Genomic DNA, 15,524 nt, shown 5'->3' with positions numbered 1-15,524 from the left:
TACCCGAGATTCTCGGATACTGCCTTTTATTTATAGCGGATAGTGGTTAGCCGCCAATATAAGATGCTGGGTCAACTGCGTTTGAACGAGCGCCGTTCCAGTTGCCGATGTGGATTTCAAAGTGCAAGTGCGGGCCAGTTGAACGGCCGGTGTTGCCCATGCCGCCGATATTCTGTCCTTGTGAGACAGCTTGGCCGACAGAAACATTGATGGAATTCAAATGTGCATATGTCGTGGCGTAACTTTGTCCGTTAATGACATGTGTAATGATGATGACGTTGCCGTAACCGCCCATTGAACCAGCATGTGAGACATAACCGCTTGCTGCTGCATGGATTGGTGTTCCTGGGCTGTTGGCGATGTCATAGCCAAGGTGTGTTTCAGCTCCTGCGCCGATATCACGCCCGCCGAACCCTGAAGTGTGGCGGCCTGCTGCAGGGCGGATGAATCCAGCGCTTGATTTAGGCGCTGCCGCTTGTGTCACAGTGGCTGCAGGAGCACTGGATTGTGCTGCTTTTTTAGCTGCGGCTTTGCGGGCTGCGGCTTCTTTCGCTTTGCGTTCTTCTTCCGCTTTACGTGCGATTTCCGCTAGGCGTTTTTGTTCTTTGCCGATTTTCTTTTCGAGTGAAGAACTGATGTTCATGGCTTTTGCATGATCTTCTTCAAGTTTTGATTTTTCTTTTGCTAGGCGTTTCTGTTCTGCTTTCAAATCATCCTGCAAATCGTCTTGTTTTTTCTTTTGTGCGTCCAATGAATCTTTCAAGTCCACAAGTTCTGCTTTTTGGCTTTCTTGTTTTGCGAGCTTTTCTTCAACTTCTGCTTTTTGTTCAGCCAAAAGTTTTTTATCCTCTGCCTGTTCACGCATGATTTCGCGGTCTGCTTCGATCAAGGTGTTAACGGCAGAAGCACGGTCGATAAAGTCGACAAAGCTGTTTGCCCCAAGCAATACGTCGATATAGTCAACGGAACCGCCGCTCAATTGAATAGCGCGTGCCCGTTCTTTCAAAAGTTCTTCGCGTTCTGCGATTTTGCGTTCCAGTTCTTCGATCGATTCTTTCAACTCGTCGATTTCGACTTTCGTTTGGTCAATCTGTGCTTGAACGCCGTCGATTTTGCCTTGCGTTTCTTCGATCTCGCCGTTCAATTCCTGGATTTTGTTCATGATTTTTTCAAGCTTCGTCTGATTTTCAACGATTGCATTGTTCTTTGACTGGATTTCGGAATTCAAGTTGTTCTTTTCTTGCTCGACCTGTTGTTTTTCTTTTTCGAGGTCGGACAATTTATCAGCACTTGCTGTCGGCAAGAAGATGGATAGTGCCAGAACAGCGGATAATGCTGCTACGAACCATTTGGACCATGTGTTCAATGTGTTGTGCTCCTTTCGTGTTCCCTTACTTATTTATCGTTTCTCTATTTAAGAATTCTTTTCTGCAGTAATAAAGCATGGCTAAAGCCATGAAAAAAAGCCGTCAAAAATTCCGGCAGACCCATTGTACCACCGCATAAACCTATTTATTATTACAGTTTCTTATCAAATGCAGGTCTATGTTGTCATAAGCGACATATAAGCGGAGAAAATGTAATCTTTTATAAGGAGAAAGTAATGTTTTTGTAGAATAATTAGTATTTTCTATTATTTCTGATAGGGCTGTGGTCAGCAGAAGGTTCTTGTTTCGTATTACGAAGGAATCGTTTTCATATTTCGAGCAGGAGAAGAAGGAGGAAAAACGGAAAGGGTGGGATGGCAACATACAAAAAGGAGTGATGGATCGATGAAATCATTAAAAAAAGGGGTATTAACATTGTCATTGGCGGGGGCTCTTGCTTTGAGTGCAGTACCGATGAATTCTACTGTAGTGGAAGCAGTCGGCAACGGGCCTGGATATGGCGGCAACGAAACAATCAACACGTCCATTTTGACCACCTACTCGGAAATGGCTGACTTTCTGAAGAAACAGGATGCCAAACAAGCAAATATGGAACTCGAAGTCATTGGGCAGAGCGTTAAAGGGCGCGATTTATACGTGGCAAAATACATGACCAATCCGGAAAATCCGACCATTCTTTTCTTGACGCAGCAGCACGGCAATGAGCAACTGACGACAGAAGGAGCGCTTGAATTCATCAAGCATCTAGGCACCGGCAAAATGAAAGGCGTTACGGATAACGTCAATATCCTGGTCGTGCCAATGCTCAATGCAGACGGCGCCATGGGAGATGTCGATTTCTCATTGGACGATTACGTAGCGTCAGGCGACCGCAATTTAACGCGCTATAACGCAGTTGGGGTGGATTTGAACCGCGACCATGTTGATAAAATACAGCCTGAAACAAAAGCTTTGCATGACAATGTCATGAGCAAATATGACATCGATTATATGATCGACCTGCACCATCAAGGGGTCAATAGCGAACGCGACGGCGAATTGGTGTCGGGCTCAATCCTTTATCCGACCACACCGAACGCTGACCCTGATGTCGTGGAAGGATCGAAAAAGCTAGGGGCTGTCGTGTTTAATGCCGTCGACTCCACAGGATGGGGCCATCTTGGGAAATACCGCGGCGGTGACGCTGAAACCATCAGCCGCAACGGCATTGCAGTCGAATACGGTATTTCGACATTGCTGTTCGAGATGCGCGGCATGTCCGACCACGAATACGAGCCGTATGTCCTTGGCCAGAAGAGCAATGGCTATTTGATCAAGCAAACCATTACGACATTGGAATCGACAGTCCGTGCCATTGCGGATGGTTCGATCGATACACAAGATATTTCGTTCTGGGATACGCTGGCATTCCAGCAAACCCGCGAAACGGAGTAAGACGAAGAAAAGCCTTTCCCGCTTTAACCGGGAAAGGCTTTTCTTATGTTGGAGCTTGTTATTCGTCTGCGTCGATGTCTTCTTGGTTTCTGCGGACCACGAGCACGTCGCATTTAGCTGTGCGGACGATACGCTCGGAAACGCTCCCCATAATCAGGCGTTCCGCGGCGTTCAGCCCGGTAGCGCCACAAACGATGACGTCCACTTTCAGTTCATTCGCCAGTTTTTTTGGAATGACTGTTTTCGGTGAACCGTATTCGATCATCGTATGGACATTTGTAGCACCGTGCGAAGTCGCTTCTTCCTTGTAGCGGGCAAGCAATTCTTCCCCGCTTTGCAGTGCGCGGTCTGCAATCGTGCGGTCGTATGCTTCAATGGAGCCGAATGAGCGATTATCGATGACATGCACGAGGTAGAGGTCAGCGTGATTTCGGGAAGCTGCGGCTGCGGCTTTCTTGAAAGCCCATTCAGCTTCTTTCGAACCATCCACTGCCACCAAAATTCGAGAATATTTCAAAGTCATTGTTCATTCCTCCTTCTATACTGCTACCTTTCGATACATTGTCGGGGACTTCCTTCTTTTTTCAGAAAATTTCCCATAAGATTTGGCTGAATTGTGAAAACGCATCCAAATTTTATGGGGGATATGGTACGCTTGAAAAAAGCAAGAGTACGAGAAAGGAGGGGGGAACCCTTTGGAATCAGGAATCGGCAATTTGACACCCGAGCTCGAGAAGCTACTGACGATCAGCCATCAAGTCAAAAAATATCAAAAAGGTGATTATCTTTTCCGTGAAGGGGAGGCGGTAAAAGGCCTTTACATTCTCCGTTCCGGAAAAGTGCAGATCGGAAAAGTAACACCCGATGGCCGTGAGCTATCATTGAAGATTTGCGGCACCGGTCAAATGGTCGGCGAGATTACCGTGTTCGCAAAAGGGGCCACTTATTTACTGGACGCCCGTGCGCTGACCAAGACCGTCTGCTTAAAAATTCCCGTCGAAGAACTGGAACAATCGCTTGAAAAAGACCCTTCGCTTGCGATGGCATTCATGAAATGGATGGGCATCGACCAGCAGAAAACGCAAACCCGTTTCCGTGATTTGATGCTCCACGGCAAAAAAGGGGCTTTGTATTCGACTTTGATCCGCCTCGGCAATAGCTACGGCGTAGAAGCGGAAGGCGGCCTATTGATCGATGTCTTGTTGACGAATCAAGAGTTGGCGAATTTCTGCGGCATGAGCCGGGAAATGGTCAACCGGATGCTCAGCGACTTGCGCAAACAAGGAACCGTCGGCATGAAAGACGGCAAAATCGTTCTATACAATATTCCCAAACTGAAATTCGACATCAATTGTGAAGAATGCCCAATTTACCTCTGCAAAATCGACTAATCTTAAAGCCTGCCGTTACGGTAGGCTTTTTGTTTGCTCTAGTAAAATTGGCTTTTTCTCCTTAAGAGCGTGGTGCAAAGGAGTTATATAGCTAAAATATAAGAGCAATGAAAGGAAAAGCTTCGGCTTTTCGACTTCGTTGCAGGGGCACGCTTTCCGGAGGGCTCGCATTGAGCCGCTTCGTCGCTGCGCTCCTGCAGGGTCTCAATTGTCTCGCTAATCCTCCCGGAGTCGGCCCCTTCCACTCCGTCTCTAGCTTTAGAGTGGAAGATCAGTTCTTCAGCTCCTTTAAAATGAAATGTAGAAATTCATATTATTCTATAGCTTGCTTCAAACAGGTAGAAGAATGAAGGGTCACATGTCTCTATCTACCAAACAAACCCATAACCTTAACTTGCTCAATCAGCGGCTTTTCAGATGCACCATCTCAGGAAGCGATTCCCACACTAGCCGGCAATTGCATATTGAAGCAGATGCGATTAAACAATCTACAGGCAATGAAATCTCTCAGCTGCCGGCGCCTAGGGTGAGCCGACGCAGTAAGACAAGTGTTCTTCTTGGCTTACTGCCAAAGGCCAACCCAAAGCAAGGCAGCGAATATTACCAAGAAGAAAAATAGAACAGGGGAACAACGCCACTCGCAAACTCCAACTATCCTGCACACACCTAATCCAGGAAGCGATTCCTCCACTAGCCGGCAACTGAATAAAGAAGCAGATCTGATTAAACATACCCGACTCAATGAAATCTCTCAGCCGCCGAGCGTAAAAGGGTGAGCCGACGTCGTAAGACAGGTGCTCTTCCTGGCTTATGGCAAGAGGCCAACCCAAAGCCCGGCGGCGACTGCCAACATGAAACTCCAATAGAACAGCGGAACAACGCCACACGCTATCTCCACCATTCATTCCAACAAATAGCAACTACCTAAAAGCCTGCTCATCTGCAGGCTTTATTTTTTTGGCGAAAATATGGACAGCTAAAAATAAAAACGGCTAGGTGTGATTTATGTCACAGCTAAACCGAAACTTAGGTCCTATGCTAAAGGAAACAGCAAACGAGCGAAGAGGTGGAAGCAATGGATAAGAAGCAATCGGATCATGAGGTGAATTTGAAGGGGACACTCGTCAGTGTATTCTTCGTCGGCATCGTCATCGTTGCCATGTGGGTTGCCGTGTATTTGATGTACGTAGCGAGATAAAAAAAGGAGAGATTCATCATGCATTTCCATAAATACGAGAAGATTTGGCTCAGTTTCGGCATCGTCTCGCTCATCGTCTTTTTGAGCGTCGTCGGCGTCAGCGCATTTTCGCAAAATCACACGCCGTCCGGAGGGATGGACACCATCGACCCGGAGAAAGTGAACGAAACCGCGCCATTCGATAACCCGGGAGTCACGCAATTGGACGAAGATACATATCAAGTAGCGATCGTCGCACTGGCTTTCGGCTACAACGCACCGGACTTGCGGGTGCCGGCCGGCAAAGAAATCATTTTTAAAGTCACCAGCACGGATGTGGTGCACAGCTTTACGATCGACAACACGAAAGTCAATATGATGGTCGTTCCCGGACGGATTACGACCAAATCCTACACATTTGAAGAACCGGGCAAGTATTTGATTCTGTGCAACGAATACTGTGGCACCGGGCACCATATGATGTCTACGGAAATTGAGGTGTACTGACATGATTGCCCAACCAGAACGTAAAATCGCCTTATGGCACTTAGGTGTCGCTTATACCGCATTTTTGATCGGTACGCTCATGGGCGTCTTGCAGGTATTTATCCGCAACGACGCACTTCAGCTCCCGGCTTGGCTTGATTATTACCAAATCCTTACTGCGCACGGCGTCTTGCTTGCACTTATTTATACGACCTTTTTCATTTTCGCCTTCTTTATCACCGGCATGAGCAAAAGCCTTGGCAGCTTCGGCCCTAAAGTCCGCTTGTTTTCATGGATCGGTCTGTGGGTGACGCTGCTCGGAACGGTCATGGCTACAGTCATGATTGTGGCCGGTGAAGCTTCAGTGCTTTATACATTTTACGCCCCGCTGAAAGCGAACGGATTTTATTATGTCGGCCTGGCTTTGGTCATTGTCGGCACGTGGATCTCGAGTTTTGCCTTGGTCGGCCATTACATGGTTTGGCGCCGTAACAATAAAGGGCAATTGAGTCCCTTGTTTGCGTTCATGACGGTCACGACCATCGTGTTATGGATCATCGCCTGTCTTGGCGTTGTTGCGACTGTGTTGTTCCAATACATTCCGTGGGCATTCGGTTGGACGGATACGATCAATGTGGAATTGAGCCGTTCGCTGTTCTGGTATTTCGGCCACCCGCTTGTGTATTTCTGGCTGCTTCCAGCGTACATCGCTTGGTACACGATCGTGCCGAAACTGCTTGGCGTGAAAGTGTTCAGTGATTCCTTGGCACGTCTCGCCTTCGTCTTGTTTATTCTGTTCTCGATTCCGGTCGGGTTCCATCATCAATTGACGGAGCCGGGTATCTCGAACTTCTGGAAGTTCCTGCAGGTCGTCTTGACCTTTATGGTCATCGTGCCATCACTCATGACGGCGTTCTCGATGTTTGCGACCTTTGAAATTTCAGGGCGCAAAAAAGGCGGCACCGGCCTCTTTGGCTGGTTCAAGAAATTGCCGTGGCGAGATGTCCGGTTCACGTCGATTTTCATCGCCATGGCGTTCTTCATTCCTGGGGGCGCTGGCGGGATCATCAATGCCAGTTTTCAATTGAATGAAGTCGTCCACAATACCTTATGGATTGTCGGGCATTTCCATATTACCGTCGGAACGCCTGTCGCGATGACGTTTATGGGCTTGACCTTCTGGCTCATCCCATATTTGACGGGGCGCCGTTTCACGAAGCGCATGCAGCGCCTCGGCTTTGTCCAGATCATCACGTGGTCGATCGGTATGCTGCTCATGTCGACTGCACAGCACGTATTAGGCTTGATGGGGGCTCCGCGCCGCACAGCTTACAGCGGCTATAACGACCACCCGTCGGCGATGGAATGGTTTGACGGCATCATCTCGAACCATGTGACGATGGCGATCGGCGGCACGATTTTGTTCCTGTCTGCCATGATCTTGATGTATATCGTCATCATGACGATGTTCGTTTCGCCAAAAGCGGAAACGCCTGAACAGATGGTGGAATTCCCGCTGGCGGAAAGCGATATGTCGAATACACCGAAATGGCTGGAAAACTGGTGGATTTGGATCGGCATTGCCGCCGCGTTGATCATCATTGCATACGCGATTCCACTGACCCACATGATCCAACATGCACCGCCTGGCTCGAAAGGATTTATTACATGGTAGGAGTTGAGGACAATGTTCACGATGGTAATCGCATTAATGGCCATTTTCATCGTTTTCACCGCGATGCTCGTTGAGTTGTCGGTGACGGACGAAGACTAAAGAAGAGCTGTTCCGGTAAGGTGCCGGGACAGCTTTTTCTATTCGCAACCAGTTGGAAATTGTATTTGAGCGGCATCTTCTATAGTATTTTAAGGAGAAGAAAGAGGTGGATGTGATGGGGTGGATGGACTGGGTTTTCACCGCTGTGAGCGTTATTTGGCTGGTCGAATTCATCGTTTTTAAAAATCGCGAGACCGGGCAAGGCGACCCGGTCGAAAAAAGGACATTCTTCGGGATCCTATTGTCGCTGATTGCCACCATCGTGTTTGGTTATTGGCTTCAGGAGCTGGCGGAAACAGAAATTGCCTCGGTGCTCAGGCCGATCGGGCTCGTGTTGCTTATCATCGGCGTCTTTTTGCGATTTTGGGGGATCATTCACTTGAAATCACAATTCACACGCCACGTGACGGTTAGGGAAGGCGATACGATCGTCAGCAGCGGCCCTTACCGCAAGCTGCGCCACCCGCTTTATACTGGCTTGTTTTTGATCGGCATCGGCATGGCGCTGTTCTTTACGAGCCCGATTTCGGCGATTGCCGGCGGCTTGTTGCTCGCTTTTGCACTCAATAAACGCATGCAGCACGAAGAAGCCTTGCTCGTCGAAAAGTTCGGGCCCGAATACAAGGAATGGATGAAGCACCGCGCCCGCTTGATTCCTTATATTTATTGAAGCTCAGCTATCGCGAATAAAGAAGTGGAAATCCCGGATCTTGCATCTGGGATTTTTCTTTTGAAAAAAACCAAAGCATTTCATTTTACATCGTGTACGATTTATTCTAATATAGATCGTGTAAGATATAATTTTTGGAGGGATATAAAAATGAAACCAATTTTTGAAACGACAATGATCAACAGCGGTGGACGTGAAGGCACGGTTTATTCACCAGATAATATTTTCAATCTTGATGTAGCAAAGCCAGTCGCGCTTGGCGGCCAGCCGAATACGGCAACCAACCCTGAGCAATTGTTTGCGGCAGGCTATAGCTCTTGCTTCAACAGTGCATTGGACTTCGTGTTGGAACGTGATAAAGTGAAAGTAACGAACAGCGAAGTCACAGCGACAGTTTCCTTGCTGGGCGATAAAACAGACGGCGGCGTGAAACTCGCAGTGCGCCTCGAAGTGGATATCGACGGCCTGGAAGATGGCAAGAAACAGGAATACGTCGACAAAGCCCACGCGTATTGCCCATATTCCAAAGCGATCAAAGATTCAGTGGACGTGGAGATTGTCGTTCGATAAGCAGAAAAACAGGTGATGACATGGACAAACCAACCAAGCTGGAACAGCAACTATGCTTTGAAGTGTATAAAGCGTCGAGCAATTTCTCGAAACTTTATGCGAAGACCTTAGAACCGTTCGGCCTGACCTTTACGCAGTATTTGGTCTTGCTCGTGTTGTGGGAAGAAGACGGCTTGACGATGAAAGAAATCGGGGGGCAACTCGGCCTCGGCACCGGCACGCTCAACCCGATCATCAACCGAATGATTCAAAATGGCCGCATCGTGAAAGAACAATCGGCTGAAGACCGCCGCGCTTTCCGGATTTCTTTGACGGAAAAGTCGCGTGCGGATGAAAAGCCGATTGAGCAGGCCATTCACGACAAGATTACCAGCTGCAATTATCTCGATGTCAATGCCATCGAACTGATGAACAACCTGAAAGCCTTAAATGCATTTTTCGGCGAGATGGATTTATGAAAATTCATGGAAACAGGAGTGATGAATGATGGGAATCTACGATATTAAGGTCACCGATGCCAGCGGGGAAGAGTATAAGCTCGAACGCTACAAAGGCCAGCCGATGGTCATCGTCAACACGGCGACCAAATGCGGCCTGCGCGGCCAGTTTGACGGCCTCGAAAAGATTTACCAGCGCTACAAAGATGAAGGCCTAGTCGTACTTGGCTTTCCGTCCGATCAGTTCGGCCAGGAAGTCGGGGAAGCGGCAGATGCCGAATCGTCGTGCCGCATGACTTACGGCGTCACGTTCCCGATGCACGACATCATCAAAGTGAACGGAAAAGATGCGCACCCGCTGTTCGATCATTTGACGTCGAACACGAAAGGCTTCCTGTCGAGCGGCATCAAATGGAATTTCACGAAGTTCCTTGTCGACCCGAATGGCAAAGTCGTGGCGAGGTTCGCACCGAAAGATACGCCTGATTCGATGCACAAAGATATCCAGAAAGTGCTCGAGGCCTAAACACGAACTGTTCACGAAAGCGGCGGGATGTGGTAAGCTGAACGTCACGATGAGTGAACGGGAGTGAAAGAAATGGGCAAAGCGAAAGCAAAATCAAAAAGCGGCGTAGGCCAAGGAACCGGCAAAAAAGGCTGGAACCGTTGGGAAAAAGGCAAAAACAAAGCCAAAAGTTTTAAGCCGTATACAAGCAAAGACAATAAAGAAGCCACGAACCAAAAAGGAAAGCAGCCAGAAGCTGAATCTGAATGGGTCGATGGATAACAAAAACCGCGCAGGCAATTGCGCGGTCTTTTTATTTCCTGGGAAATAGAGGGGGGAGCGGAGATAGCGTTTGGAGTTTTACTAAGAGCTAATCCAAAGCTAGACAGCGCAGTTGATGTGAAGAACAAATAGAATGCTGAAATCATTCGAAATGACCTCCACACTATCTTATTACATGCCCATCCAGGGAAGCGATTTCCCCACTAGCCGGCAACGTATACAGAAGCAGAGCTGGTTAATCATACTCCACACAATGAAATTTCCAAGCAGCCGAGCGCAAAGGGGTGAGCCGACGCAATAAGACAGGCGCTCTTCTTGGCTTATTGAGAGAGGCCAACCCAAAGTCCGGCGGTGACTACCAAGATGATGCATAACTGGAACGCCTGAACGATTTCACAAGTAAGCTCTCGCTGTCTTCACCGAAGCCTGCCCCGGGAAGCGATTTCCCCACTAGCCGGCAACTAACTAAAGAAATAAAACTATTTAAACAGTCTACTCACAATGAAATCTCCGAGCCGCCGAGCGCAAAAGGGTGAGCCGAAGCAATAAGACAGACGCTCTTCCTGGCTTATTGCGAGAGGCCAACCCAAAGCCCGGAGGCGACTACTAAAATGAAGCATAAACCAACCACTGGAACGATTCTAGAAGCAAACTCTCGCCATCTATACACAACCAGCAAGATTCAACGAACCACGTATCAAAAATTAACTACAAATTGAAAGTTTTATACGAAAAACACGCCAGCAACTAGACCCTTTTTCACTTTCTACAGGAAGTGCGAGAAAATCCTTGCGGCGAAATTCGAACTGGTCTATAGTGAAACTACAAGATTTGGTGATGATGTAAAATTTCAACACCATATATAGTGATACCGCAACAAAGGTGCCCAATATGGGCTGAATAGGGAATCCGGTGAAATCCCGGAGCTGTTCCCGCAACTGTAAGCGCAGACGAACCATGAAATCCCACTGTCCAATGGACGGGAAGGGCATGGGAGAGTGACGCGCGAGCCAGGAGACCTGCCTCTGTTGTCGTTTTGCACTTCTCCGGGAATTGGGAAGGATGACAAAGGTTTGGTTTGTGCGGCCCAAGTGTGCCCACCTAATTAACTTGCGTTTATGCCCCCATTCTCTTCGGAGAGTGGGGGCTTTTTTGTTTTTATAAGGAGGAATTCGTTATGCATAGAGAACAACTTCCGGCTGGCGTATCCAGGACCATCCAGTCCCGGCTCGTCTTGCCGCCGGATACCAATCATATGGGCACGATTTTCGGGGGCACCGTCCTCGCGTATATCGACGAAATCGCCGCCATCTCGGCAATGAAACATAGCCGCCGCGCAGTCGTGACCGCATCGATCGACAACGTCAATTTCCTGTCCTCGGCAAAAGTCGGCGATATCTTGATTTTGGAAGGCGTCGTCATTTCAACAGGCCGGACCTCGATGGAAGTGTACGTCAAAGCAGAATGCCAGCACATCGAAAGCGGCACGCGCAGTTTGACGACCACTTCGATTTTAACGATGGTGGCCGTGGATGCAGAAGGTCGGCCGACGCCGGTCGCAGGCGTAGTACCGGAAACGGAAAATGAAAAACGTTTGTTTGAGAACGCACAGGAGCGAAAAGAACGCCGAATGATCGCAAACGAATACGCAAAGGAGCTGTGTTGAAATGACTTTAGGGGCAGTAGAACGCGATAAAAAAATTCAAGATGCACTTGACCGGGTGTCGATGGACGAGCCGCATTGGACCTTCGAAGCAGCAGGATTGTATTTGGAGAAATTATACGAACAAGCTGCACAAACGCGCGGCTATAGCGCAGCGAACAAATACGATGATTTTTACGGGTTGATCGAGGGGCTGAGCCGACTCGGCATTTATTCGAAAGATTTGCTGGAAGCTTATTCCGAGGACGAAATCCGTGTATTAGGCCAAGAAATTGCGCCAGAACGCGATGAATTATTCAATTACATAGGCCTGTTTTTATTGGCGGATCGTTATTTGGCAAAAGACTATGACGGGCGTGTGTGGGAATTGCCGCAGGAGCGGTTTCTTGTCATCGCGATGACCTTGATGCAAAAAGAGCCGAAAGTGCGCCGCCTCGAACTCGTCAAAGAAGCATATTGGGCGATGAGCAATTTGTATATGACAGTGGCGACACCGACCTTATCGAATGCCGGGAAGAGCTTCGGGCAAATGTCCTCGTGCTTTATCGACACAGTAGCGGATTCGCTTGATGGCATTTACCAGAACAACTGGGACGTCGCGCGCCTCAGTAAAGACGGCGGCGGCCTCGGCGTTTATTACGGGAAAGTGCGCGCACTTGGTTCCGACATCCGTAAATTCAAAGGCAATTCGTCAGGCGTCATCCCGTGGATTCGCCTGCTTAACGACACAGCCGTCAGCGTCGACCAGCTTGGCCAGCGCCAAGGCGCAGTGGCAGTTTACCTTGATGTATTCCATAAAGACATCATGAATGGCTTCTTGGATTTGAAAACAAATAACGGCGATGAGCGCCGCAAAGCACACGATATTTTCACCGGCGTGTCGATTCCGGATTTGTTTATGCAAAAATTGCAGGAAACGGATGACAACGGCCGCAGCATCGGCGAATGGCATACGTTTTGCCCGCACGAAGTCAAGCAAGTGATGGGCTGGAAAGACGACCAGGGCAATCCGCTTGGCCTGGAAGATTTCTACGATGAAACGGACCGTAAATACTTTACGGAAAAATACGAGGAAGCGGTCAACCATCCTTTATTGGCCAGAAAATCGTTCCGTGCGATGGATGTTATGGCGCGCATCATGGTGTCGCAACTCGAGACCGGAACGCCGTACATGTTCTACCGCGACGAAGTGAACCGCCAAAACCCAAACAAGCACTTGCGCGGCATTGGCAAAACATCTATCTACTGCAGTAATCTGTGCAGTGAAATCGCACAGAACATGTCGCCGACTGAAATTATCAAAGAATACAAAGACGAAGAAGGCAATTTGGTCACTGTGAAAAAACCGGGCGATTTCGTCGTCTGCAATTTATCGTCCATCAACTTGCCAAGAGCGGTGCAGGCGGACGTCTTATCCCGCCTCATCCCGATTCAATTGCGCATGCTCGATAATGTCATCGACTTGAACACGATTTCGGTCGGCCAGGCAGAAGTGACGAATGGCAAGTACCGCGCCGTTGGGTTAGGAACATTCGGTTGGCATCATCTGCTGGCGCTTCGCAGCATCCATTGGGAAACAGAAGAAGCGGTCGAGTATGCAGACAGTTTGTACGAAGAAATCGCTTGGCACACCATCCGCGCATCTGCGGGATTGGCAGAGGAAAAAGGGGCTTTCAGTGAATTCCAGAATTCCGAATGGCATACAGGCAGCTTTTTCGAGCGCCGCGGCTACAACAGTGAACGCTGGGACGCGCTGCGCCGCAAAGTTGCAGCATCTGGTGTCCGCAATGGCTGGATGATGGCTGTTGCGCCGAACTCGTCGACCGCTAAAATTGGCGGTTCGACAGACGGCATCGATCCGCTGTATGCCGTCGAATACGCAGAAGAGAAAAAGAATTTCCGCTTTAATGTAACGGCACCGGACCTCAATCACCGGACATATGACTATTACCGCCGCGCACGCCACGTGCTCGACCAAAAATGGAGCATCCGCCAAAATGCCGCGAGACAGCGCCATATCGACCAGTCGATCAGTTTTAATTTGTATGTGCCGCACACGATCCGCGCTAAGGAATTGCTGGAGTTGCACCTCGAAGCGTGGAATTGCGGATTGAAGACGAGCTATTATGTGCGCAGCACGTCGCAGGAAGAAATCGAAGCATGCGAGGCATGTGAAAGCTAAGAAAGGATGAGGAGTATGCAAACCTTAACGAAACAACCATTGATGGACCCGGATGCACCGAACCGCTCGACCGCCATTGTCGGCGGGGCGAGCTCCGGCTTGCTCAATTGGAACGATATCGCCCATCCGCATATGTATGAACTGTACCAAGCGCTGCTGGCGAACTTCTGGAAAGCGCAGGAAATCAATATGCAGGATGATATTAAAAATTGGGACTCACTATCGGATACCGAAAAAGACGTCTTTTTGCGCATCAACACACAACTCGCGTCTCTTGACAGCCTGCAGACGCCGACGATGACTCAAGTAATGGACTATGTCAGCGATTCGAGCTTCAAGTCGATTTTTGCCGTCATCGCCCAGCAGGAAGCGGTCCATACCGAGTCGTATTCCTACGTACTCAGTTCACTCGTGCCACTTGATGAACAGAACCGGCGCTTTGACGAAGCAAAGAACGACCCGCTCGTCAGAAAGCGCAACGCACGGATCTTATCTGCGTACGAAGCGTTCCGTACGGAGCCCAATCTGGAAAACTTATTGAAGCTTGCGGTCAATTCGATTAACTTGGAAGGCATTTATTTCTATGCGGGCTTTGCGTTTTTCTACCACCTAGCCCGCCAGCAGAAAATGCTCAAAACGAGCACGATGATCAGCTATATCCAGCGTGACGAAATGCAGCACGCCTATTTCGTTTCCCAGTTTATCCGTATCTTGATCGCAGAAAACCCGGAACTCGCGACAGATGAGATGAACGACTGGATCCGCGATGAAGTAGCGCACGCCGTCGAACTCGAAAAAGAATGGGCACAGCATATCCTAGGGGATATCGACGGCCTGGATCTTGATGAGTTCAACGAATACGTCGAGTATTTGGCAAACAAGCGACTGCGCCAAATCGGCCTCGGCAACCTCTATGAAACACGCGATAACCCGATGCCGTGGATCCGCGTCTTCGGCGATGAGATGATGAACAGTACGAAGTCGGATTTCTTCGAACAGAAATCACGCGCCTATACGAAAGTATCGGAGTCGAACGGCTTTGACGAATTATAAACCGAACGTCGCAATTGTCTATGCTTCTGCGACGGGGCATACCGAATGCCTCGCCCGTATGGTAGTGGATGCATTCGTGCGGCAGGGGCTGCAGCCGGATGTTTTTCGAGTGAAAGAATTCAATCTCTCTAAACTATCCCGTTACGATATAGTTTTAGTCGGTACTTATACGTGGATGAACGGGGAAATCCCGAAGCAGCTGCATGGCCTGTACGAAGCGATGGAACAGCAGGATAAGACGCACATCACAGGCGTATTCGGAACAGGAGACCGCTGCTTTGCGACGTATTGTGGCGCGGTAGATCTGTTCCGGGACATGCTGCATGCGACAACCGTCTTAGCCGCAACGCTCAAAGTCGAACAGATGCCGTCTGCGGATGACCGTCTGCGCTGTGATGCGTTCGCGAAAAGTGTGTTGACGAAATACAGCCATCATAAAGGCGTGCCCTTAGCTGCCAACTTTTGAAAGTCTCCTGTAGTTTCTCCTTTTGACAAGCGGGTATAGAGCTAAT

The 15,524-nt window shown here is 49.0% G+C and carries 16 protein-coding genes and 1 riboswitch; of the genes, 14 read left to right on the top strand and 2 right to left on the bottom strand.

From position 1 onward, the window contains the following. Positions 1-46 precede the first annotated feature (46 nt). Entirely contained in the window at positions 47-1,366 is a 1,320-nt protein-coding gene (locus CW734_RS17440; RefSeq protein WP_058382390.1) for a murein hydrolase activator EnvC family protein, read from the bottom strand. 406 nt (positions 1,367-1,772) lie between these two features. On the opposite strand from CW734_RS17440, the gene CW734_RS17435 reads away from it, so the two are divergent. Further along, positions 1,773-2,822 carry a M14 family zinc carboxypeptidase gene (locus CW734_RS17435; RefSeq protein WP_058382391.1) on the top strand — a complete coding sequence of 350 codons (1,050 nt, stop codon included), beginning with the start codon at positions 1,773-1,775 and terminating at the stop codon, positions 2,820-2,822. A gap of 58 nt (positions 2,823-2,880) precedes the next feature. Here the strand turns inward: CW734_RS17435 and CW734_RS17430 are convergent, their stop codons facing one another. Further along, complete coding sequence (locus CW734_RS17430) at positions 2,881-3,345, bottom strand: universal stress protein (protein WP_101191996.1); 465 nt, start codon at positions 3,343-3,345, stop codon at positions 2,881-2,883. Between the two features lie 172 nt (positions 3,346-3,517). On the opposite strand from CW734_RS17430, the gene CW734_RS17425 reads away from it, so the two are divergent. The 13 genes from CW734_RS17425 to CW734_RS17365 all read left to right on the top strand — a co-directional run bounded on the left by CW734_RS17425 (position 3,518) and on the right by CW734_RS17365 (position 15,478). Continuing rightward, positions 3,518-4,213 (top strand): Crp/Fnr family transcriptional regulator, encoded by a 696-nt coding sequence (locus CW734_RS17425; protein WP_374703191.1) that lies wholly within the window; start codon positions 3,518-3,520, stop codon positions 4,211-4,213. Between the two features lie 1,075 nt (positions 4,214-5,288). Then, positions 5,289-5,411 carry a hypothetical protein gene (locus tag CW734_RS17420; RefSeq protein WP_058382393.1) on the top strand — a complete coding sequence of 41 codons (123 nt, stop codon included), beginning with the start codon at positions 5,289-5,291 and terminating at the stop codon, positions 5,409-5,411. 18 nt (positions 5,412-5,429) lie between these two features. Continuing rightward, positions 5,430-5,897, top strand: a complete 468-nt coding sequence (locus CW734_RS17415) for a cytochrome c oxidase subunit II (protein WP_058382394.1) — start codon at positions 5,430-5,432, stop codon at positions 5,895-5,897. A gap of 1 nt (position 5,898) precedes the next feature. Further along, a complete protein-coding gene (locus CW734_RS17410) occupies positions 5,899-7,551 on the top strand; it encodes a b(o/a)3-type cytochrome-c oxidase subunit 1 (protein WP_101191995.1) in 1,653 nt (550 codons plus the stop codon). 214 nt (positions 7,552-7,765) lie between these two features. After that, positions 7,766-8,320 carry a methyltransferase family protein gene (locus CW734_RS17405; protein WP_101191994.1) on the top strand — a complete coding sequence of 185 codons (555 nt, stop codon included), beginning with the start codon at positions 7,766-7,768 and terminating at the stop codon, positions 8,318-8,320. Between the two features lie 150 nt (positions 8,321-8,470). Beyond that, complete coding sequence (locus tag CW734_RS17400) at positions 8,471-8,890, top strand: organic hydroperoxide resistance protein (RefSeq protein ID WP_058382397.1); 420 nt, start codon at positions 8,471-8,473, stop codon at positions 8,888-8,890. Positions 8,891-8,910: 20 nt separating this feature from the next. After that, a complete protein-coding gene (locus CW734_RS17395; RefSeq protein WP_058382398.1) occupies positions 8,911-9,348 on the top strand; it encodes a transcriptional regulator, SarA/Rot family in 438 nt (145 codons plus the stop codon). 28 nt (positions 9,349-9,376) lie between these two features. Continuing rightward, entirely contained in the window at positions 9,377-9,853 is a 477-nt protein-coding gene (locus CW734_RS17390; RefSeq protein ID WP_101191993.1) for a glutathione peroxidase, read from the top strand. A 72-nt stretch (positions 9,854-9,925) separates the two neighbouring features. Continuing rightward, positions 9,926-10,114 (top strand): DUF3934 domain-containing protein, encoded by a 189-nt coding sequence (locus CW734_RS17385; protein ID WP_058382400.1) that lies wholly within the window; start codon positions 9,926-9,928, stop codon positions 10,112-10,114. Positions 10,115-10,977: 863 nt separating this feature from the next. Further along, positions 10,978-11,155: riboswitch (cobalamin riboswitch) on the top strand. A 136-nt stretch (positions 11,156-11,291) separates the two neighbouring features. After that, complete coding sequence (locus CW734_RS17380) at positions 11,292-11,780, top strand: acyl-CoA thioesterase (protein ID WP_101191992.1); 489 nt, start codon at positions 11,292-11,294, stop codon at positions 11,778-11,780. Between the two features lies 1 nt (position 11,781). Then, complete coding sequence (locus CW734_RS17375) at positions 11,782-13,959, top strand: ribonucleoside-diphosphate reductase subunit alpha (protein ID WP_101191991.1); 2,178 nt, start codon at positions 11,782-11,784, stop codon at positions 13,957-13,959. A gap of 6 nt (positions 13,960-13,965) precedes the next feature. Continuing rightward, entirely contained in the window at positions 13,966-15,012 is a 1,047-nt protein-coding gene (locus CW734_RS17370; protein WP_101191990.1) for a ribonucleotide-diphosphate reductase subunit beta, read from the top strand. Further along, a complete protein-coding gene (locus CW734_RS17365) occupies positions 14,999-15,478 on the top strand; it encodes a flavodoxin domain-containing protein (protein WP_232787124.1) in 480 nt (159 codons plus the stop codon). Before CW734_RS17370 ends, CW734_RS17365 begins: the two co-directional genes overlap by 14 nt. The last annotated feature ends 46 nt before the right edge of the window (positions 15,479-15,524 follow it).

It is taken from the genome of Planococcus sp. MB-3u-03 (genome assembly GCF_002833405.1).
Lineage (GTDB): Bacteria > Bacillota > Bacilli > Bacillales_A > Planococcaceae > Planococcus.
Note: the sequence above shows the minus strand (reverse complement) of the source record. Positions and strands in the feature narration are given on the sequence as shown.

Bases quoted from the DNA above. Each gene is read 5' to 3' on its own strand.
- CW734_RS17410 (WP_101191995.1), top strand. From the start codon at position 5,899: ATGATTGCCCAACCAGAACGTAAAATCGCCTTATGGCACTTAGGTGTC.
- CW734_RS17390 (WP_101191993.1), top strand. From the start codon at position 9,377: ATGGGAATCTACGATATTAAGGTCACCGATGCCAGCGGGGAAGAGTAT.
- CW734_RS17435 (WP_058382391.1), top strand. From the start codon at position 1,773: ATGAAATCATTAAAAAAAGGGGTATTAACATTGTCATTGGCGGGGGCT.
- CW734_RS17375 (WP_101191991.1), top strand. From the start codon at position 11,782: ATGACTTTAGGGGCAGTAGAACGCGATAAAAAAATTCAAGATGCACTT.
- CW734_RS17400 (WP_058382397.1), top strand. From the start codon at position 8,471: ATGAAACCAATTTTTGAAACGACAATGATCAACAGCGGTGGACGTGAA.
- CW734_RS17395 (WP_058382398.1), top strand. From the start codon at position 8,911: ATGGACAAACCAACCAAGCTGGAACAGCAACTATGCTTTGAAGTGTAT.
- CW734_RS17430 (WP_101191996.1), bottom strand. From the start codon at position 3,345: ATGACTTTGAAATATTCTCGAATTTTGGTGGCAGTGGATGGTTCGAAA.
- CW734_RS17420 (WP_058382393.1), top strand. From the start codon at position 5,289: ATGGATAAGAAGCAATCGGATCATGAGGTGAATTTGAAGGGGACACTC.
- CW734_RS17370 (WP_101191990.1), top strand. From the start codon at position 13,966: ATGAGGAGTATGCAAACCTTAACGAAACAACCATTGATGGACCCGGAT.
- CW734_RS17415 (WP_058382394.1), top strand. From the start codon at position 5,430: ATGCATTTCCATAAATACGAGAAGATTTGGCTCAGTTTCGGCATCGTC.
- CW734_RS17380 (WP_101191992.1), top strand. From the start codon at position 11,292: ATGCATAGAGAACAACTTCCGGCTGGCGTATCCAGGACCATCCAGTCC.
- CW734_RS17405 (WP_101191994.1), top strand. From the start codon at position 7,766: ATGGGGTGGATGGACTGGGTTTTCACCGCTGTGAGCGTTATTTGGCTG.
- CW734_RS17385 (WP_058382400.1), top strand. From the start codon at position 9,926: ATGGGCAAAGCGAAAGCAAAATCAAAAAGCGGCGTAGGCCAAGGAACC.